This is a genomic window from Bradyrhizobium sp. LB14.3, from assembly GCF_040547985.1.
Lineage (GTDB): Bacteria > Pseudomonadota > Alphaproteobacteria > Rhizobiales > Xanthobacteraceae > Bradyrhizobium.
Window position 1 is genome coordinate 24,196 of sequence record NZ_JBEPQT010000025.1, and the last position, 16,266, is coordinate 40,461.

General features: G+C 59.2%; 17 protein-coding genes and 2 pseudogenes. 14 read left to right on the forward strand and 5 right to left on the reverse strand.

What is annotated here, in order from left to right:
• Positions 1 to 276: 276 nt before the first annotated feature.
• The 3 genes from ABIB00_RS31020 to ABIB00_RS31030 form a co-directional block, all read right to left on the reverse strand.
• Positions 277 to 552 carry a lytic transglycosylase domain-containing protein gene (locus tag ABIB00_RS31020; protein ID WP_354107013.1) on the reverse strand — a complete coding sequence of 92 codons (276 nt, stop codon included), beginning with the start codon at positions 550 to 552 and terminating at the stop codon, positions 277 to 279.
• A gap of 349 nt (positions 553 to 901) precedes the next feature.
• On the reverse strand, positions 902 to 1,408 hold the full coding sequence (locus ABIB00_RS31025; RefSeq protein WP_502917908.1) for a S26 family signal peptidase: 507 nt from the start codon (positions 1,406 to 1,408) through the stop codon (positions 902 to 904).
• Positions 1,408 to 1,872 carry a DUF2840 domain-containing protein gene (locus ABIB00_RS31030; protein WP_354107015.1) on the reverse strand — a complete coding sequence of 155 codons (465 nt, stop codon included), beginning with the start codon at positions 1,870 to 1,872 and terminating at the stop codon, positions 1,408 to 1,410. The genes ABIB00_RS31025 and ABIB00_RS31030 overlap by 1 nt, the downstream gene beginning before the upstream one ends.
• Positions 1,873 to 2,216: 344 nt before the next feature.
• On the opposite strand from ABIB00_RS31030, the pseudogene ABIB00_RS31035 reads away from it, so the two are divergent.
• The 6 genes and pseudogenes from ABIB00_RS31035 to ABIB00_RS31060 form a co-directional block, all read left to right on the forward strand.
• A pseudogene (locus tag ABIB00_RS31035) lies at positions 2,217 to 3,332 on the forward strand (IS110 family RNA-guided transposase); the annotation flags it as partial.
• Between the two features lie 845 nt (positions 3,333 to 4,177).
• Positions 4,178 to 4,390, forward strand: a complete 213-nt coding sequence (locus ABIB00_RS39205) for a glycoside hydrolase family 130 protein (protein ID WP_502917909.1) — start codon at positions 4,178 to 4,180, stop codon at positions 4,388 to 4,390.
• Positions 4,391 to 4,625: 235 nt separating this feature from the next.
• Positions 4,626 to 4,874 carry a DUF6129 family protein gene (locus ABIB00_RS31045; RefSeq protein WP_354106971.1) on the forward strand — a complete coding sequence of 83 codons (249 nt, stop codon included), beginning with the start codon at positions 4,626 to 4,628 and terminating at the stop codon, positions 4,872 to 4,874.
• A 713-nt stretch (positions 4,875 to 5,587) separates the two neighbouring features.
• The gene (locus tag ABIB00_RS31050) at positions 5,588 to 5,851 is read left to right on the forward strand and encodes a hypothetical protein (protein ID WP_354107027.1); all 264 of its coding nucleotides are present in this window, start codon (positions 5,588 to 5,590) and stop codon (positions 5,849 to 5,851) included.
• A gap of 114 nt (positions 5,852 to 5,965) precedes the next feature.
• Positions 5,966 to 6,196 (forward strand): hypothetical protein, encoded by a 231-nt coding sequence (locus tag ABIB00_RS31055; RefSeq protein ID WP_354106972.1) that lies wholly within the window; start codon positions 5,966 to 5,968, stop codon positions 6,194 to 6,196.
• 80 nt (positions 6,197 to 6,276) lie between these two features.
• The gene (locus ABIB00_RS31060) at positions 6,277 to 6,540 is read left to right on the forward strand and encodes a hypothetical protein (protein WP_354106973.1); all 264 of its coding nucleotides are present in this window, start codon (positions 6,277 to 6,279) and stop codon (positions 6,538 to 6,540) included.
• A 210-nt stretch (positions 6,541 to 6,750) separates the two neighbouring features.
• Here ABIB00_RS31060 and ABIB00_RS31065 read toward each other — a convergent pair whose 3' ends face one another.
• A complete protein-coding gene (locus ABIB00_RS31065) occupies positions 6,751 to 7,305 on the reverse strand; it encodes a peroxiredoxin (protein ID WP_354107016.1) in 555 nt (184 codons plus the stop codon).
• A gap of 527 nt (positions 7,306 to 7,832) precedes the next feature.
• Between ABIB00_RS31065 and nifH the strand changes: the two genes are divergently transcribed.
• The 4 genes and pseudogenes from nifH to nifW all read left to right on the forward strand — a co-directional run bounded on the left by nifH (position 7,833) and on the right by nifW (position 11,702).
• Positions 7,833 to 8,723: a nitrogenase iron protein gene (gene nifH, locus ABIB00_RS31070; protein WP_247822264.1), complete on the forward strand. Its 891-nt coding sequence runs from the start codon at positions 7,833 to 7,835 to the stop codon at positions 8,721 to 8,723.
• A 98-nt stretch (positions 8,724 to 8,821) separates the two neighbouring features.
• Positions 8,822 to 9,484 carry a nitrogen fixation protein NifQ gene (locus ABIB00_RS31075; protein ID WP_354107017.1) on the forward strand — a complete coding sequence of 221 codons (663 nt, stop codon included), beginning with the start codon at positions 8,822 to 8,824 and terminating at the stop codon, positions 9,482 to 9,484.
• 623 nt (positions 9,485 to 10,107) lie between these two features.
• Positions 10,108 to 11,251 (forward strand): annotated as a pseudogene (locus ABIB00_RS31080) (hydroxymethylglutaryl-CoA lyase-like TIM-barrel protein); the annotation flags it as partial.
• A 118-nt stretch (positions 11,252 to 11,369) separates the two neighbouring features.
• Positions 11,370 to 11,702 carry a nitrogenase stabilizing/protective protein NifW gene (nifW, locus tag ABIB00_RS31085; RefSeq protein WP_354106974.1) on the forward strand — a complete coding sequence of 111 codons (333 nt, stop codon included), beginning with the start codon at positions 11,370 to 11,372 and terminating at the stop codon, positions 11,700 to 11,702.
• 177 nt (positions 11,703 to 11,879) lie between these two features.
• Here the strand turns inward: nifW and ABIB00_RS31090 are convergent, their stop codons facing one another.
• The gene (locus tag ABIB00_RS31090; RefSeq protein WP_354106975.1) at positions 11,880 to 12,647 is read right to left on the reverse strand and encodes a hypothetical protein; all 768 of its coding nucleotides are present in this window, start codon (positions 12,645 to 12,647) and stop codon (positions 11,880 to 11,882) included.
• Positions 12,648 to 12,843: 196 nt separating this feature from the next.
• Between ABIB00_RS31090 and ABIB00_RS31095 the strand changes: the two genes are divergently transcribed.
• The 4 genes from ABIB00_RS31095 (at position 12,844) to ABIB00_RS31110 (ending at position 16,232) form a co-directional block, all read left to right on the forward strand.
• Positions 12,844 to 13,959, forward strand: a complete 1,116-nt coding sequence (locus tag ABIB00_RS31095; protein ID WP_502917910.1) for an electron transfer flavoprotein subunit alpha/FixB family protein — start codon at positions 12,844 to 12,846, stop codon at positions 13,957 to 13,959.
• A gap of 11 nt (positions 13,960 to 13,970) precedes the next feature.
• The gene (locus ABIB00_RS31100) at positions 13,971 to 15,278 is read left to right on the forward strand and encodes an FAD-binding protein (protein ID WP_354106976.1); all 1,308 of its coding nucleotides are present in this window, start codon (positions 13,971 to 13,973) and stop codon (positions 15,276 to 15,278) included.
• A gap of 41 nt (positions 15,279 to 15,319) precedes the next feature.
• Positions 15,320 to 15,616, forward strand: coding sequence for a ferredoxin family protein (locus ABIB00_RS31105; RefSeq protein WP_247822260.1), 297 nt, complete (start codon positions 15,320 to 15,322; stop codon positions 15,614 to 15,616).
• A 388-nt stretch (positions 15,617 to 16,004) separates the two neighbouring features.
• Complete coding sequence (locus ABIB00_RS31110) at positions 16,005 to 16,232, forward strand: hypothetical protein (RefSeq protein WP_354106977.1); 228 nt, start codon at positions 16,005 to 16,007, stop codon at positions 16,230 to 16,232.
• Positions 16,233 to 16,266 lie beyond the last annotated feature (34 nt).

The following is a 16,266-nucleotide window of genomic DNA, read 5'->3' on the forward strand; positions in this document are numbered from 1 at the left end:
GGCCATGCGACCAAATCCGATTGCGATCATGGAGAGTGCACGTTGACTGATCGATGCACAAACAGCCCTGTCGCGCGAGGTACGAGTGCACTGGCAACAGCGTTAGGCGCTGCCTTCGACGAATTCATTGTGCGCACTCTTGATGCAAAGCTGTCGGTAGCGGACGAGCTGCCGTATCGTTCAACAAAACAGGAGCTTGCTGCCACAGGACTACGTGTCTGGCGGCCGAACCACGGCTGTTGCTTTGCTCAATTCCGATCAATGCTGCGAGTCTGGCTACATAGGTTTGCGTTTCTTCTGGAAGCGATCGACCTGTCGCCAAATGCTCGTCATATCGCTTCGGTCCCGCATTGTAGGCCGCAAGAAACCCTCTCGATCCGAACCGGTCGAGCATCTCCCGAATGTACGCTGAGCCAGCTGCGGATCAAACGGATCGATACCGAGACCGTAACGAGCGCTCAGTTCGACCCAGGTCGCGGGCATGATTTGCATCAGCCCGAGCGCTCCTCGAGGCGATATGGCATGCGCATTACCGCCACTTTCGACCTGCATCACGGCATCGATCCAACGCTCCGGGATCCCGAACTGGTGGGAGGCTTCGGTCAAACGGGGCGTATGAAACGCTACGAAGCAGGGTTGTGGAGTGCGCAGCTGGTGCCCGCGATGCGACCTCCTCTCTGGCTGTCGAGGGCGGTCCTAACGTCAGCAGAATCCCCAAAATGGCCCCACATCGCATTTGGCGGACAGCCGCCAAGTATAAACGTTTCTCCCAGCCCGCCTTGAGGTCGCCTGATCACGGGGAAATGCGCGCCGATTGTCAAGAAGCTGGCCGAGACGGAGGAACGATGTTGCGACCGGCCATATGGAGAAATGAGGGGCCAATAGGGGAGATCCGGCATTGTCACTTCTCTCTGGTCCACACCGGAAGCGCTCGGCCAATGACGGCCGATCTCGGCAGGAGCCCGAAATATCGGCCGTCTAGCGAGTCCGCCGACTGCCAGTTCATGAGAAACAGTTCATCCTCAGCAATGACCCGGCAGCCCTGCCAGACCGGCAACGGCCGGCCGGGGCGATCGCGCTGGCTTGCCTCACCCACGTGTATGCTGTCGACGATGATTGCGAGGCCCGTTCTGCAGACGGTTTGGCCGGGCAGCGCCAGCACACGCTTGAGCATTGGAAGGCCGCTTGGCAAATAGCCGTTGAGATCGAAAAAAGTCGCGAGCGGGTCTGGCGTTCGAACCGCCACGAGCTCAGTAACGTACAATCGTCCGGCCTCTTGCAAGCGATAGACGCCGATCAGCACGCTGTCCGAGGCATTCCAGATGTACAATGGTGAGGTGTTGTTGACTGGCCAGAGCGCGAGCATTGTCGCCCCACACATCGCAAGAATGTTCCCCATCCGTCCCATCAGAGTGTGATCCTGCGCCGATGGAGCCACGCCTGGTGGCGTCCACGGGTATAAGCTCGTGGCTTTTCGTTGACGGAAAGACGGTTGTGGGCGTGATGCCAATACTCGGGGGCTGCATTGGCGGGATCGATGCCCAGTGACTCTACGGAGTCGATCAACTGGAGAACGCGTTCGACCTTTGGCCAACCAGCTAATCGCAGCAGGCTTTCGCCGCCGGGGCTGACCCAAGGCACGGTTGAGTATCGCTGCCCTGGCGCGACGGCGCGCAAAATGTCGATCCGAGACAGGATGGTTCCGAAGTCGTTGGACGTCCAGCGGACGAACGCGAAGATGCTGCCGGGCAAAAACGAGAGAATGCGCCGGTGATGGTCAACGATCTCCACTGATGCAGGTTCACCGAACCGGATCCGATTTTCGATGCGCTTCTCGAGCCACAAGAGCTCAACAGTTGTGAGCTCGCTCACCTGACTGCTCCATATTGTTGAGACGGATTTTGGACCCGCGAGAATGGCTATCACCGGCGCATCGTGCGAGACGCCTTTTGCGTCGGCAGGACGGCTGTAATGACGCTGCGATCGATCGTGGTCGCCGAAGGCTTGCTGCAATCCTGCTGCAAGGGACCACATCGGCGAGGCTCCAATTCGTTAGAAGGAAACGAAAGAACTGCAGGTTTTCCGAGGTAGTGGCTTATGTCCCCTCGCCGGCCAGATTGCGCAGATGTTGCTTGGCTAAGAATCCGGGAAGGGAACGGAGCGCGCGTTCCGGCGGAGAATGCTAGAGACGAACGACGGAATTTTATGCAGGGCTCGACGTGTCGCTGCATGCAACGAATGTTTGTGTGGTGGACGGCCACGGCAACGTCGTTCAGGAAACGACACCCGAGACCGACCCGGACGCGATCGAGCTGTTCCTGGCGAAACCGGGAATCCACCTCAAGCGCGTCGGCCTGGAAGCGTTCTCGTACAGCGCCTGGCTGTTCACGGCGATTTCCGAAAAAGGCCTCGCCGTGATCTGCATCGAGAGCCGGCACGCCAAGGCGGCGCTGAACGCGATGGCGAACAAGACCGACCGCAACGCCAAAGGCATTGTGCAGATGATGCGGACCGGTTGGTTCCGTACGGTTCATGTCAAGTCGGAGAGCGCACAGCCGCTGCGCGCGCCGCTGGTCGGGCGCAAGGCGATGCGCTGCAAGATGCTGGGCATGGAGAACATGATCCGCGGCCTGTTGAGCCCGTTCGGCCTCCACGTCGGCAAGATCTCGGTCGGCCGTTTTGATGCGCGGGTGCGCGAGCTCATGGCCGGAAAGAGCGCATTGGAAGCGATCGTCGCACGGCTGTTCGACGCCCGCAACGCCATACGGCTGCAGCTGGCAAAACTGCACCGCCTGCCGCTGGCAGCTGCGCGCAGCGACAGCGCACTGCGCCGGATGATGATGGTGCCCGGAAGCGGCGCGCGCGTGCCGCTGACATTTCGCGCCACCGTCGATGGTCCCAGGCGATTCAAGAAGTCGACCAATGTCGGCGCCCACTTCGGGCTGACGCCGCGGCGCGATCAATCCGGCCAGACCGACCGGATCGGCAGCATCTCCAAATGCGGTGACGAGCTGACGCGGGCGATGCTGTACGAGGCGGCGATCGCGATCCTGACCCGCATCCCGAAGAATTTTAAGCTGCGGCTGGGGGGGCCTGCGGCTCGCCAGGAAGAAGGGTCTTCAGCGCGCAGCGACTGCGGTCGCGCGAGCGCTCGCGGTGCTGCTGCACAAGATCTGGATCGATGGCACGACTTTCCGATTTGGCGCCGGCGTCAAGCGCGGCCGGCCCGCACTGGCTCGTTAAGGGCCTTCGCGGACCGGCCGCGTCGATGGCTGCCACCTTCTTCCGCCACGGCGGAGCGGCGTCTCCCGAGGGGACGGGGATGTGGGTGAGATCGCAACTTATTCTTGCCGGCGGCCTCATGCAGAGCTTTGAGGCCATCATGCAGCGCCCTGGTTAGCCTGACCGCCCATTCTCCAGATTCCGGCATGTGGTGGCCTTGGTGCCAACTACGGACGTTAGCGAGTCCTCCTCGACGAGCGAGCTGCCGCAAACGGAAGCAACGATCGTGATGCGGTGACGCTGAAGTTGATGATCGCGTGGCTTTGCGCGCGATTGCGTTCTCGCGCGTACGTTGGAGAAAGGAATCGCATTGCAAGAACGTGTTGCGCGTGACAGAGTACGCGCATGAGGTATCCTCGCTGCATGCACGACCGACTTGTTCACAACGCACTGATTCACAACAAGACGTTAGTGTCAGTACGTTAGTAAAGTTAAGAGAGCTGGAAAGATTGGCGTTGCAGTGCTTCAGGTGTGATTTAGGTCCTCGATAGCCTGCGGATCGGGTCCCCGATGGCACGAGTCTTCCAGCTCCTGATAACACGAGCGAATTCACAGCTAGTCCCCCGCAGGGCTGATAAGGCCACGCTTTCGCAATCGCTGCGTGGCGGGTCCATCAGGACGAGTGCGAAATTCAATCGTCCTTCGCCATTCAGGTCGTGTGTGATAGCCAGCCGATAGCAGAACGCGACTCAGAAAAATCGACTGCGCCGATGCAGCGGCAGCGTTGATGTTTTTGACTTTAGGCTCCAAAAGGAACCCGCCCAATCAACCCGGGCGGGGCTTTAGAGCGAGTCTCACTCGCCGTTCTTGCGCGGCCGCGACCAGAGCAGGGGCCGCTGCGGTTTGGCCGCTGGCTTCTTCGCCGCGGCCTCCTGCAAATGGAGCGGAGAGGCTCATGCCACCGCGATCGTGGACTGCGCGGCTGCCGCGAAGGCTAAGAAATCCAGCTTGCCGTCAATCCGGATCAAACGGGTATGCCCCAAACGTCGTGTACACCTGCGGCGCATTGCGACATCACGATAAGATCATTTTCCCCTACGCGGTCGCGGATACATTCTGCAACTTCGCGGCGATCAACATCGCCAGCCTGATGAACGCCATGGAATGAACGATAATTGGTACCTAATTCCGTAAAAGCGAGACGAATGTTTGCAAACGGCCGATTTTGATGCTCTCTACGCAACTTTACGCTTGGCAACACAGAGCGCCTGAGCGGGTGGGCGGGCGCAACCAGCGATGCGAGCTGACTTGCTCAATTTCGCGAGCCCAAGCTGGCGAGCAATAGGATGCATTGCATCACAGCGCGACCGTGAACGCTTGTTCTGGCAATAAGGAGTGTGGAGATGGAAGGCGACTTGACGGAGACGCTCGCCGCTATTGATAGCTCTGAGCCCTGCCTGATGCTCCGGCAGAAAGTTCCATATCTTGCCTGGATTTGTTGCGAGGCGTCCGACATGACGCAGAGTCCGTTCCGCCGGGTTGGAAAGTTCGACCTTCATCTGCTCGACAGTGGAGGTCATTGTGTACAGATCACGAATGATCCACAGCGCGCCGCCGGCATTGTGCTGGCCAAGCGCTCTGGCAAATCATGATCAAGCAATCGCCTGCCGGTGCCAAGCTCACACAGGACGGCTAGGCCCGCGGGTTGCTTGCCATGCCGGAGTGCCTGGCCCGGGAAATATCACGATCAGGTCGCTCGCTCATTCATCGGGTCCATGAGACGGGGGCAGGCGATGGTCTCGCAGAAGTGTTCGCTGAGGGCGAAATTGCCTGGGTATCTCAACGTGGCTTATTAAACCAAGGATACTGCGTAGATCAAATTTGGATGGCGAGCCGCGCTCGATCAGCTGACGAGCAGCAACGCTTAGGTGTTGCAAGATTTGCCTTTGTGAGTACTCGCCCTTAAGTCCGCAGGACTTCAGAAAGTAGGAGAAGACGTTTGCTCTTCGCGTGGTAACGCCGTGCACTCGCCGTGAAGGCCGGTTGATGATGCGCGCGCAAGTGAGGCAGTGCGACTGTCCCGGCCGATCCGCGCTACTCCATCAATAGTATTGGCGGCTGGAAGTATCATACTACGAAATTGGTGAGTGAAGTCGGCGCAATCAAGCAAGAAGCGCGTTTTGAGTTGTTTTTCGAAGACGCATCGAGCGTCCCTTCTGTATGGCTTGCTTCCATGTTGAAGGGGCCGACGCGCACGTCGAAAATCGGGTTTGTCACGCGGATAAAGATCCAGAAGACAGAGGACAAATTCGCGTGTAGTTCCGGTTCCTGTCTCGAAGAGAAAAATCCGATTGAATAGTTGTCGATGACCATTGATATGGTAATGGGAAGCAGTTGCGTCTTCGCCAAAAACAAGACGCTACAGGCAGATGTGCAAAGCGAAATCGGAGAACACGTGGCAAAAAGCACCAAGCGCAAAGAGTATAGTAAGGATGACGTCAAGGTGCTCAAAGTGCACTCAAAGGCCCGCACCCCTGTAGCTAGGATTTCAAAGCTTATGAAGCGATCCGAGGGCTCTCTAAGACAGAAAGCACGTACCTTGGGGATTGGCTTGGGTCACCAGCGTTGAGGTTCGCGTCAATGTTCGGAAATTGACCGGCGTGATGATCGGACGGCCAGGCGGCTCACGACAGCCGGCCATCTGATCGTTTCAGGTCCCTGCGCCCGAGGGGCAGCTCGCGCGATGAACGCGCTGACCGGTTTCCCTATAGAGCTGATCGGTTTCCCGATAGACCAGTCAATTGGCCTAAACCTCGTCGATTGGCATGGTTTCAATTCAGGGACTGATAAAGCCGACTCGTTCGTCTCACTGTGCGGCTTACATCGTGAATATAGATTTACCGAGCCCGGAAATACGGTCCGCGAGCGTGCCGGCGGATCATCATCTCGGCTGGTAGACGTCATTCGGCGCTGAGCCATCTCCCTCTGCCTCCACCCTTCTCGACTGGAATCTAGTTCCCCCAAAAGGGAGCTTGGCACCATTTTTCCGAGTCCGTGGGCGCCGGCATCGTCATTAGCGGCCTGCGGCTGACGCAGATCGCTCTGATGATGCTGCCGGCCGGCAAGCCGCAGAAAGAAGGGAATAGCCGCGGTCCGGCCTACGGCGACAATATAAAGGACCTGCGGCAGGAGATGTGGGTCGAGCAGGCGCAGAAGCGTACAAGTATTTTGTGTGTTCACGCGCCGCATTCTCTTGTATGCGGGATTTGTTGTGAGGTGAGCAAAGCGGTGGTGAACATTGTTGATCGTTATCATTGAGACCGTCGATTCGCCGCCGCGACTGCCGCGCGGGGACAGCGCGGCGGCCGCGGCAGACTGCGGCAATGAGAATTGAATTGCGGGCCGCACTCGCTAGCAGCAGGCCGCATTTGCGGTAAGATCGGTCTCATCTGGTATCCGACAAACGATTGAATCTGACGTCGTTCGAATGCGGGAGCTGCTCGTTGCTGCACTTTCGACATGTTGCCCTCAGGCAATTCTAAGCGTGTCGCCGCCGATTTCGCGGTTGCAAGGGCAGAGCTCATCAGTCTGTATCGCATCTAGAACGCGTAACGTGTCCGTCGGGCTGCGGCCGACATTGAGGCCTGTCGCATAGACATGCTGGATCGTGTTCTCAGGATCGACGATGAAGGTGTAGCGATGCGCGATGCCATCACGCGATCGCACGCCAAGGCCGTCGACCAGTGCGCCCTTGGTGTCGGCAAACTGCCAGATCGATAGACGGTGCAGATCCTTGTGCTCACGCCGCCAGGCGAGCTTGCAGAACTCGTTATCGGTCGAGCCACCAAGCACGACTGCATCGCGATCGGCAAAATGCTTGGACAGGCGCGCAAACTCAGCGATTTCGGTTGGGCAGACGAATGTGAAATCCTTCGGGTAAAAGAAGATGACTTTCCATTTTCCGGGGAAACTCCTCTCAGTCAGGGTCTCGAAGGCGCTCTGCCCGTTCTCCTCTTGCAGGTGAAAGCCGGGCTTCACGCCTGTGATGTCAAACGGCGGCAACTTGCTTCCAATTCCAGGCATATTGTCCTCGCAACATCGTTTCACACGGAACAGCGTTCCGCGACTGGCAAAGCAAGCGATATGCCACCCATCTGCCGGCAAGTACCCATCATGCCGGTCCTGGAAAATTCGCCTTGGGTGACGGCGGTGTCCTCGAACCCCATCTGCACCGTGTGGTCTCCTCAATTGACTCGGGGACCCGGCATTCCCCATTTCCGCGCTGTTTCGCCCGGCGCTCGTAGTGGAATCCACGCGCCGGGCTTTGTCGGGTTTCTGTCAGAGCCCTTGCCGCCGTTGGGTCCGCCACAGCTTCCGGTCTCGGACGCTGCGCTATTAGTTGAGCCTAGTCAGATGCTTAACGCGCGTGCGAACGAATGGCACGCTAGTTGCTAACTGGATGCAGCAACAAGGAGTGAGGGCTGAGGGCACGCCGACGCTGATGGCGAGCGATGGCCTCCTTCCCGAAACCCGTGTGTCCACGTTTCTGAGAGAGAAACAGCCTCGCGCGTTCGGCGCGAAAAATTGGCAATCGGTTGATGGAGAGCAACATGTCTTCGCTGAGACAAATCGCGTTTTATGGCAAGGGTGGCATCGGTAAATCGACAACGTCGCAAAATACGCTGGCGGCTCTTGCTGAGCTGGGCCAAAGGATTCTCATCGTCGGCTGTGATCCCAAAGCGGACTCGACTCGCCTCATCCTGCACGCCAAAGCGCAGGACACCATTCTGAGTCTGGCGGCGAATGCCGGCAGCGTTGAGGACCTCGAAATCGAGGACGTCATCAAGCTCGGCTACAAGGACATTCGATGCGTCGAGTCCGGCGGTCCCGAGCCGGGGGTCGGGTGCGCCGGAAGAGGCGTGATCACTTCGATCAACTTTCTGGAGGAGAATGGCGCCTATGAGGACATCGACTACGTCTCTTACGACGTGCTCGGCGACGTCGTCTGCGGTGGCTTCGCGATGCCTATCCGCGAGAACAAGGCACAGGAAATCTACATCGTGATGTCCGGCGAGATGATGGCGATGTATGCCGCCAACAACATCTCCAAGGGTATTCTGAAGTATGCGAATTCCGGCGGCGTGCGCCTCGGCGGCCTGATCTGTAACGAGCGGCAGACCGACAAGGAGCTGGAGCTTGCAGATGCTCTTGCCAAGAAGCTCGGCAGTCGGCTGATCTACTTCGTGCCGCGCGACAATGTCGTGCAGCACGCGGAGCTGCGCCGCATGACTGTGCTGGAATACGCGCCAGAGTCCAAGCAGGCGGATCACTATCGCAATCTCGCGACCAAGATCCACAATAATGCGGGACAAGGCGCCATCCCGACGCCAATCAGCATGGACGAGCTCGAGGATATGCTCATGGAGCACGGCATCATCAAGCCTGTCGACGAGAACCTGGTCGGCAAGACCGCCGCCGAGCTCGCCGCTGTTTCGGCATAGTTCATGTTGTCGGCCTTCTCGACCGGGAAGGCCGACATCGTCCACTCAGAAGCTGGGGGACCTTCATGATTGGCACACAAAGCAAATTGGCCGATACGATGTCATCTCCTGTATCAGCAGCTCACATCGCCGAGCAGCGCGATGCAAGTGAGCTCTACGGGCTTCTGACCGGGCGCCATCCAACAGAAGTCGACATCAGCGACGATGGCAATTTCGATCGCCATGTGCTCGCTTGCGTTCTCGCCGCATCCGCTATGGATGGTGGCCAACTTCCCGAGCGGGCTGGCTTGACTAACCAGGAGCTCGATGCGCTCTTGGTGCAATACTTCCCATCTACCCCGGTCAGGAGTTGTACCTGGCGCGAACAGTCCGCGTTACTGGCTCCTGACGACACGATTATGGTGCGCGACCTCCTGCTTGCGCAACGTTGCACGCATGGCGAGGTCGGCGGGTGGCTCGCGACGATGATCGCGCGGCGCGCCATGGAGCCTAATCACCTGTGGGAAGATCTCGGTCTGCGGGAGCGGGACGAATTATCCCGCCTCCTGATGCGCCATTTCGGGCCGCTGGCGGCTCGCAACACCGAGAACATGCGCTGGAAGCGCTTCTTCTATCGCACGCTATGCGAAGATGACGGTCTGGTGATGTGTACCGCGCCGGTCTGCACGGAATGCAATGATTTTGATCTTTGCTTCGGCGAGGAGAGCGGGGAGAGCCGGATGGCCGGACGCCGGCGGGGATCATCTGCGTCGTCTCGATGACTCCGTCCAAGCCATCCCAAGTTCGCAAGGCTGAGCTCATAACGGATACCCCTCCTCGGCGCGAGTCCCGGTATATCGGACGAGCTTTCGGCCAGCTGTCACATGACGAGACTGAGGGTTTGAAAAGATACCGGGGTAAACAACTTCGCGCAGGTGGCCTAAGCAGGACGCCGCGACGTCTGATGATCGCGGCTTGATAACTGGCAGAGGGGACGTCACATTTACCGCCGACATGTTCTATGTTGACGCGCGATCGACGCCAACATCCGCCTCTCGATCCCGCCCCGCTGAACTCGTTTACGAACACTGACTTGTGGTTGGACCGAACCGATGGCTCAAAAATCTTCTTCGATAAGCGCCGGAATGCACGCGCCTTCCCCGAAGTGCTGCAGCTTGAGGTGAGGCCCGAACCGTTGCCTGGCTAGCAAGCTTCCAAGCTCGGCGCCTGCTTTCAGCTCGGTCGCAAGCGCACCGAACCTGGCGCTCCGCCGTTTGCACCCTGTCGGATTTGCGACACACCCGACTGATCTGAAATTCGGCGTCATTCACAGGTTCTTGGGAATTCGAGCGGGTTGGCACAGCAGTTGCTGAACAGCTTCCGGAATAAACATACGGAGCCGCTGATGGCGTTCGCTGCCGCAATCACCGGGCCCGACAAAGATCGGTCGAGATCCATGGTCCTTAATGACATCACGTTGCGCGACGGCGAACAGACACCCGGCGTGGCCTTCACGACACCGGAAAACGTCTCGATCGCGCGTGCGCTGGCCGCGGCCGGGGTCTTGGAGATTGAGGCCGGCACGCCGGCGATGGGTCAGGAAGAGATTACCGCGATCCGAGCGGTCGCCGAAGCGGGCCTTGCGGCCACGATCATCGGCTGGTACCGGATGAAACCCGCGGACATCGATGCGGCGATCGAGGCTGGTGTTTCGATGGTCAGCCTATCGATTCCACGTCCGACGTTCAGATTGCGGCGAAACTCGGTGGCGGCCGCTTGGCCGCGCTTTAGCGGGTGAAGCGCGTCGTGGCCTATGCTCGCAACAAGGGACTCGCGGTGGGTGGCGAAGACTCCTCGCGTGCCGATGTCAACTTCCTGACCGACCTGATCGCAATCGCCAACGTGGCCGGCGTGCGGCGCTTTCGTGTCGCAGATACGCTGAGCGTGCTCGATCCCGACGCGTCCTTCGCACTCCTGGCCGCACTGCGCGCCAGCACCGATCTCGAGCTCGAGTTCCACGGCCATGACGATCTTGGGCTGGCGACGGCTAATACGCTGGCGCCGATCAAGGCCGGTGCGACGCACGCCTCTGTGACGGCCATTGGACTGCGCCAGCGAGCCCGCAATGCGCCGCTGGAGGAAGTTGCCGTCGCACTTAGGCAGCTCTACGGCCGTGACACCGGCGTGCTGCTATCCGAACTGGAAAAACTCGCGGCCGCCGCTGCAGCCGCAGCGTGCCGCAACATTCCGCCCAGCAAGGCGGTTGTCGGCGAGCATGTCTTTACCCATGAATTCTGCATCCACGTCGATGGGCTCTTAAAAGACCGGCCCCACTACCAAGCGCTGGACCCGGGGTTGCTCGGCCGCTCCCCCGCATTGTGGTCGGCAAGCATTCAGGCCTTGCCGCTATCACTTCGCTCTTGTCCGAGCTACAGTTTTCGGTCACCGCCGAGCAAACCGAAACCATTCTCGCGCGCGTCAGCAAGCATGCCATCGAGCACAAAGGCCCGGTTTCCCAGGAAACGGTGGTGGCGATCTGGCGCGACATTCACGAAAGATCGCTCGTCAACCGAGGGCTATCAGGTGGTCAGCCATGCGCGTCGCGCGATCAGGTTGGAACATTCGAGCCAGGACGGTTTCTGGACGCGGATCTAATGGAGGTTGAGAATGACGACGGACGGGATCCTTTCGCAATTGAGCAAGGCCTCGGCGGCAGAGGAGTTTTTTGCACTGCTCGGCGTCGAGTACGATGCGAAAATCATCGACGTGGCGCGGCTTCACATCCTGCGTCGCATGGGTCAATATCTCGCGGGCCAGGAGTTTACCGGTGTATCCGATCCTGAGATCGCCTCGCGTTGCAAGGCCACGCTTGAGCGCGCCTATGCCGACTTCGTCACGTCCTCCCCGATCGAACAGCGCGTATTCAAGGTTCTGAAGGATGCGGCCGCACCACAATCGAACAAGCATCCAGCATTGGTGCAGCTCAGTTGCTTTGAGTGAATTGAGTTTGTATCCCGTGCTCTGGAGTGTGAAGGTTCGGAGAACCTGCCAACCTCCCATGGCGTCGAAGTTAAATGAAACTTGCAGTTACGGCCTCGCGGATCCGCAGCTTGGACACTCGGCTCCTGAAGGTGATCACCGCTCAGCCCTGATATTTCCCTCGTTTCAAGCTGGTGCTCATGGTGCACCTATCTCCTGCAATGGAACGCCGGCAGCGGTGAGCGCATGTTGGTGAGGAAAGCGCAGCAAGATTCGGATGAATGTCTTCTGTCGCATTCCGGACACGGGTCCAGCACGGTTGTCGAACGTTCGAGAGGCTGCCAATCCGATTTCCTTCAGTAAGAGTCTGTATTGGCGGTCAGTTTTCATCGTCTGCGCAATTGGTACGACAATTGCTGACATATGCTCAGCTAGTCTGGAGAAGCGAATGCACATCTTGGTCAGGATCGAGTTTGTTTTGGAACACGCGCAGTTTCGCGCGCGCTGCCTGTCGGCATTATGATGCGTCGCGACGCCAAAGCTATGGTTGCATATTCCGGCCTGGCTGAGCTGAAAGCTGCGCTTGATCCGCGCCAACAATTCGTCGACGAAATCACTCCCCTTGGCCGATCTATGGCCGAGGTTTCCCGGGGGGAGCCCTTGCTCTCCAGCGCCGGTCGCGCGGCGCCGTTGATGGGCGGCTTCATCGCCGGCCCTCGTGCCTTCGCCAAGAGTTGCGGGCGTGTCGCTGCAATCGGCAAGATTGCGAGGGCATTCAGAGTAATGGATCGCGTTTTCACCGGCAAGCTCGCGGCCGACAGTGGCACCAGCCGAGCCGCCGGCACGTCCTCGATCTGTTCGAACTCGCTTGCATCTCGAAGATGAGGGGGACCAATCGATGGCTCGCGTGACCGCGCGGTTGCGTGCCTCACTAGTTCCATTGCCGAAGCGGGGAAGAACGCCCAAGCGCGTGCTTCCGGGCTCGTCGACAAACGTCCAGCAATGGGTGTCTCGGCCCCGCGCTGCTGCCAGGCGGTGTTGAAAAGAGGGCGGCGGGCACGCGGCCGAACTCTTAATTGAAGCAATCTTCACGCGCGAATTCAAAGCTGGAGGCGGAGCACGCTTCCTGACGAGCCGCTACTGAACACGGATGGGAGTACAGATGATGAGCACCGCACCCAAAAGCGCAGCTCCGGCCGCGGGTGGTGGTCGCGCGGCGACCAAGAGGGAGCTGCCCGAACGATTCAAGGCGTATAAGCACGTCTGGGTCTTCATCGAGCAGGAACGTGGCATAGTGCATCCCGTTTCCTGGGAGCTGATGGGTGCCGGCCGCCGGCTCGCCGACAAGCTCAACGTTGACCTCGCCGCGGTTGTCATCGGCCCGATCGGGGAGACAACGCAGCAGGCGGTCGCCGAATCCTTCTGCTACGGCGCAGACCTCGCCTATATCGTCGCGGATGATCTGTTAGCCGATTATCGCAATGAATCCTACACCAAGGCCCTGTCAGAGCTGGTCAATACGTACAAGCCGGAAATCCTACTCCTAGGGGCAACTACACTCGGCCGCGATCTCGCTGGCTCAGTGGCCACCACACTGCTCACCGGCCTAACTGCCGACTGCACCGAGCTCGATGTCGATACCGACGGCTCGCTTGCAGCGACGCGGCCGACGTTTGGCGGCTCATTATTGTGCACGATCTACACACTGAACTATCGTCCACAGATGGCAACAATCCGTCCGCGCGTGATGCCGATGCCCGAGCGCGTGACCGGTGCGGTCTGGCGCGTCATCTCGCATCCACTCGGGCTTGTAGAGGAAGATATCGTCACAAAAGTGCTGTCGTTTCTGCCAGACCGCGATTCGACAAAGTCCAACCTTGCCTATGCCGACGTGGTCGTCGCTGGAGGGCTCGGTCTGGGGTCGCCTGAGAACTTCCAACTGGTACAGCAACTCGCGGACGTGCTTGGCGCCGAGTATGGCTGCTCGCGGCCGCTGGTCCAGAAGGGCTGGGTCACCTCGGACCGACAAATCGGCCAGACCGGGAAAACCATTCGGCCAAAGCTCTATATGGCGGCCGGTATTTCCGGCGCGATCCAGCATCGTGTTGGCGTGGAGGGGGGCGACCTCATCGTTGCCATCAACACCGACAAGAACGCTCCGATCTTCGACTTCGCCCATATCGGCATCGTCACGGACGCCATTCGACTGTTGCCCGCATTGACGTCTGCATTCCGCGCGCAGCTATCGCTGCACTCGCACGACCGCATCGCTGGTTAGGGAAGCTTGTTATGATCGAGGAAAGATTCGACGCGATCGTCGTCGGTGCTGGCATGGGCGGGAATGCGGCAGCGCTGACCATGGCCGAGCGGGGCCTAAAAGTGCTGCAGCTGGAGCGCGGCGAGTATTCGGGCTCGAAGAACGTGCAAGGCGCCATCCTCTATGCCGATATGCTGGAGAAGCTGATCCCGAATTTCCGAGAAGATGCACCACTTGAACGGCATCTCGTCGAGCAACGCTTCTGGATCGTGGACGAGCGTTCGCACACCGGGATTCACTATCGCTCCGATGATTTCAACGAGGAGAAGCCGAACCGCTACACCATCATCCGTGCCCAGTTCGATAAATGGTTTTCCCAGAAGGTCCGCGAGGCCGGCGCCACGGTGCTGTGCGAGACCACGGTGACCGAGCTCCTCCAGGATTCCCACGGGAGGGTCGTCGGGGTGCGCACAGACCGAGATGGCGGTGAAATCCACGCAGATGTCGTCGTGCTGGCCGAGGGGGTGAACGGAGTGCTCGGGACGGGTGCAGGCTTAAGAGGGCGGCCGAAACCGGACAAGGTCGCACTCGCGGTCAAGGAGATGCATTTCCTGTCGCGCGAGACAATCGATGCTCGCTTCAATCTCAAAGGCGACGAGGGGCTCGTCATCGAAGCCGCCGGAACCATCTCCCGCGGCATGACCGGTATGGGCTTCATCTACTCCAACAAGGAATGCATCTCGCTCGGTATCGGCTGTCTTGTTGCCGACTTCCAGCGTACCGGCGAGACGCCTTACGGCCTGCTCGAGGGCTTCAAGCGTCACCCGTCCGTCGCGCCGTTGATCGAGGGTTCGGAAGTAAAGGAATACTCCGCGCATTTGATCCCCGAAGGTGGATACAAGGCGATCCCGCAGCTTTGTGGTGAGGGCTGGGTTGTTGTCGGAGACGCCGCCCAGCTCAACAACGCCATCCATCGCGAGGGGTCCAATCTGGCGATGACGTCGGGCCGTATCGCCGCGGAAGCGATCTGCCTTATTAAATCGCGAAATGATCCGATGACGGCCAAAAATCTTTCGCTTTACAAAAAACTGCTGAATGATTCCTTCGTGATAAAGGACCTGAAGAAGTACAAGGATATGCCGGCACTGATGCATACCCACTCGCAGAACTTCTTTCTCACATATCCGCAGCTCTTCTCCAAGGCGATGCAGGATTACCTGCGCGTCGACGGCACACCAAAGCTTGAGAAAGAGAAGCTGATGCTGAGCTCGTTCATCAAGGCGCGGTCGTGGAGTGGTGTGTTCAGCGATGCCCTGCGCATCGCCCGGGCCTGGCGGTGATCACAAACCAAAGACAACGACGAACGACGGAGCCAGAAACAATGCCGAGCGAGCCATCCCGACGTGTCGAGGACAAACTATTCTACAACCGCTATCTCGTTGATTCCGGCCGCGCCCATATCAAGGTGCGGCCGCACACCACACCATCCTCACGGCTCTTATCGATGCTGAAGGCCTGCCCTGCACGTTGCTACGAGCTCAGCGATAAAGGTCATGTTGAGGTGGCAGTCGACGGGTGTGTCGAGTGCGGCACCTGCCGGGTGATCTGCGAAGAAAGTGGTGATATCGAGTGGAGCTACCCACGTGGCGGTTACGGTGTGCTATTCAAATTTGGTTAAAGCTTCGGGGTAGGGGCTGATGGGCAGGCCGCGGCGTTCTCGCGATACAACGAGATCACGCGCCAAGTTGAGATTTCACCTGATTCAATCGAGTCCCGACCTTTCCATCTACCGGGCGGGCCCTTGCCAGGTTCCGCGTAGTCAAAGCGAGCGGATCCGAAACAGGGGCAACGCATTGGCTGGATCAGGTCGTCCATCTCGGATCTGTCGATCGCTCCTGGTTCTCTTCACCGTAGCGGCGCCTGTCTTCCCTGGGGCAGCAGTGATGCGCTTGCCTGTGGAAGGCGGCCACATCTACTACATCCTTCCTGAACACCGCGAGCCGTGCGCGGTGTTTGTGCCGGTGCCTATCATCACGGAACAAGTGTAACAACCCTAGGAGAACCGTATGCCGAACAGACTGACACAAGAGATCATGGAACGAACCAACGAACAGCGCCGTCGCCTTGGGCGTTGCCTGCTGAGCAAGGAAGGCTTTGTGCACGCTATTGGCCTCCAAGCCCAGGACGACCGGAGCGTGGACGCGCTCGTTGTCAACCTCGTCAACCACATTGTGGAGCCTGGGGACATGGAGCTGCACAGCTCGCCGCACGTCGCGCCCAAGGTGGACGACTAGATCGAGCTGAACACCGACGTGGACGTCACGGCAA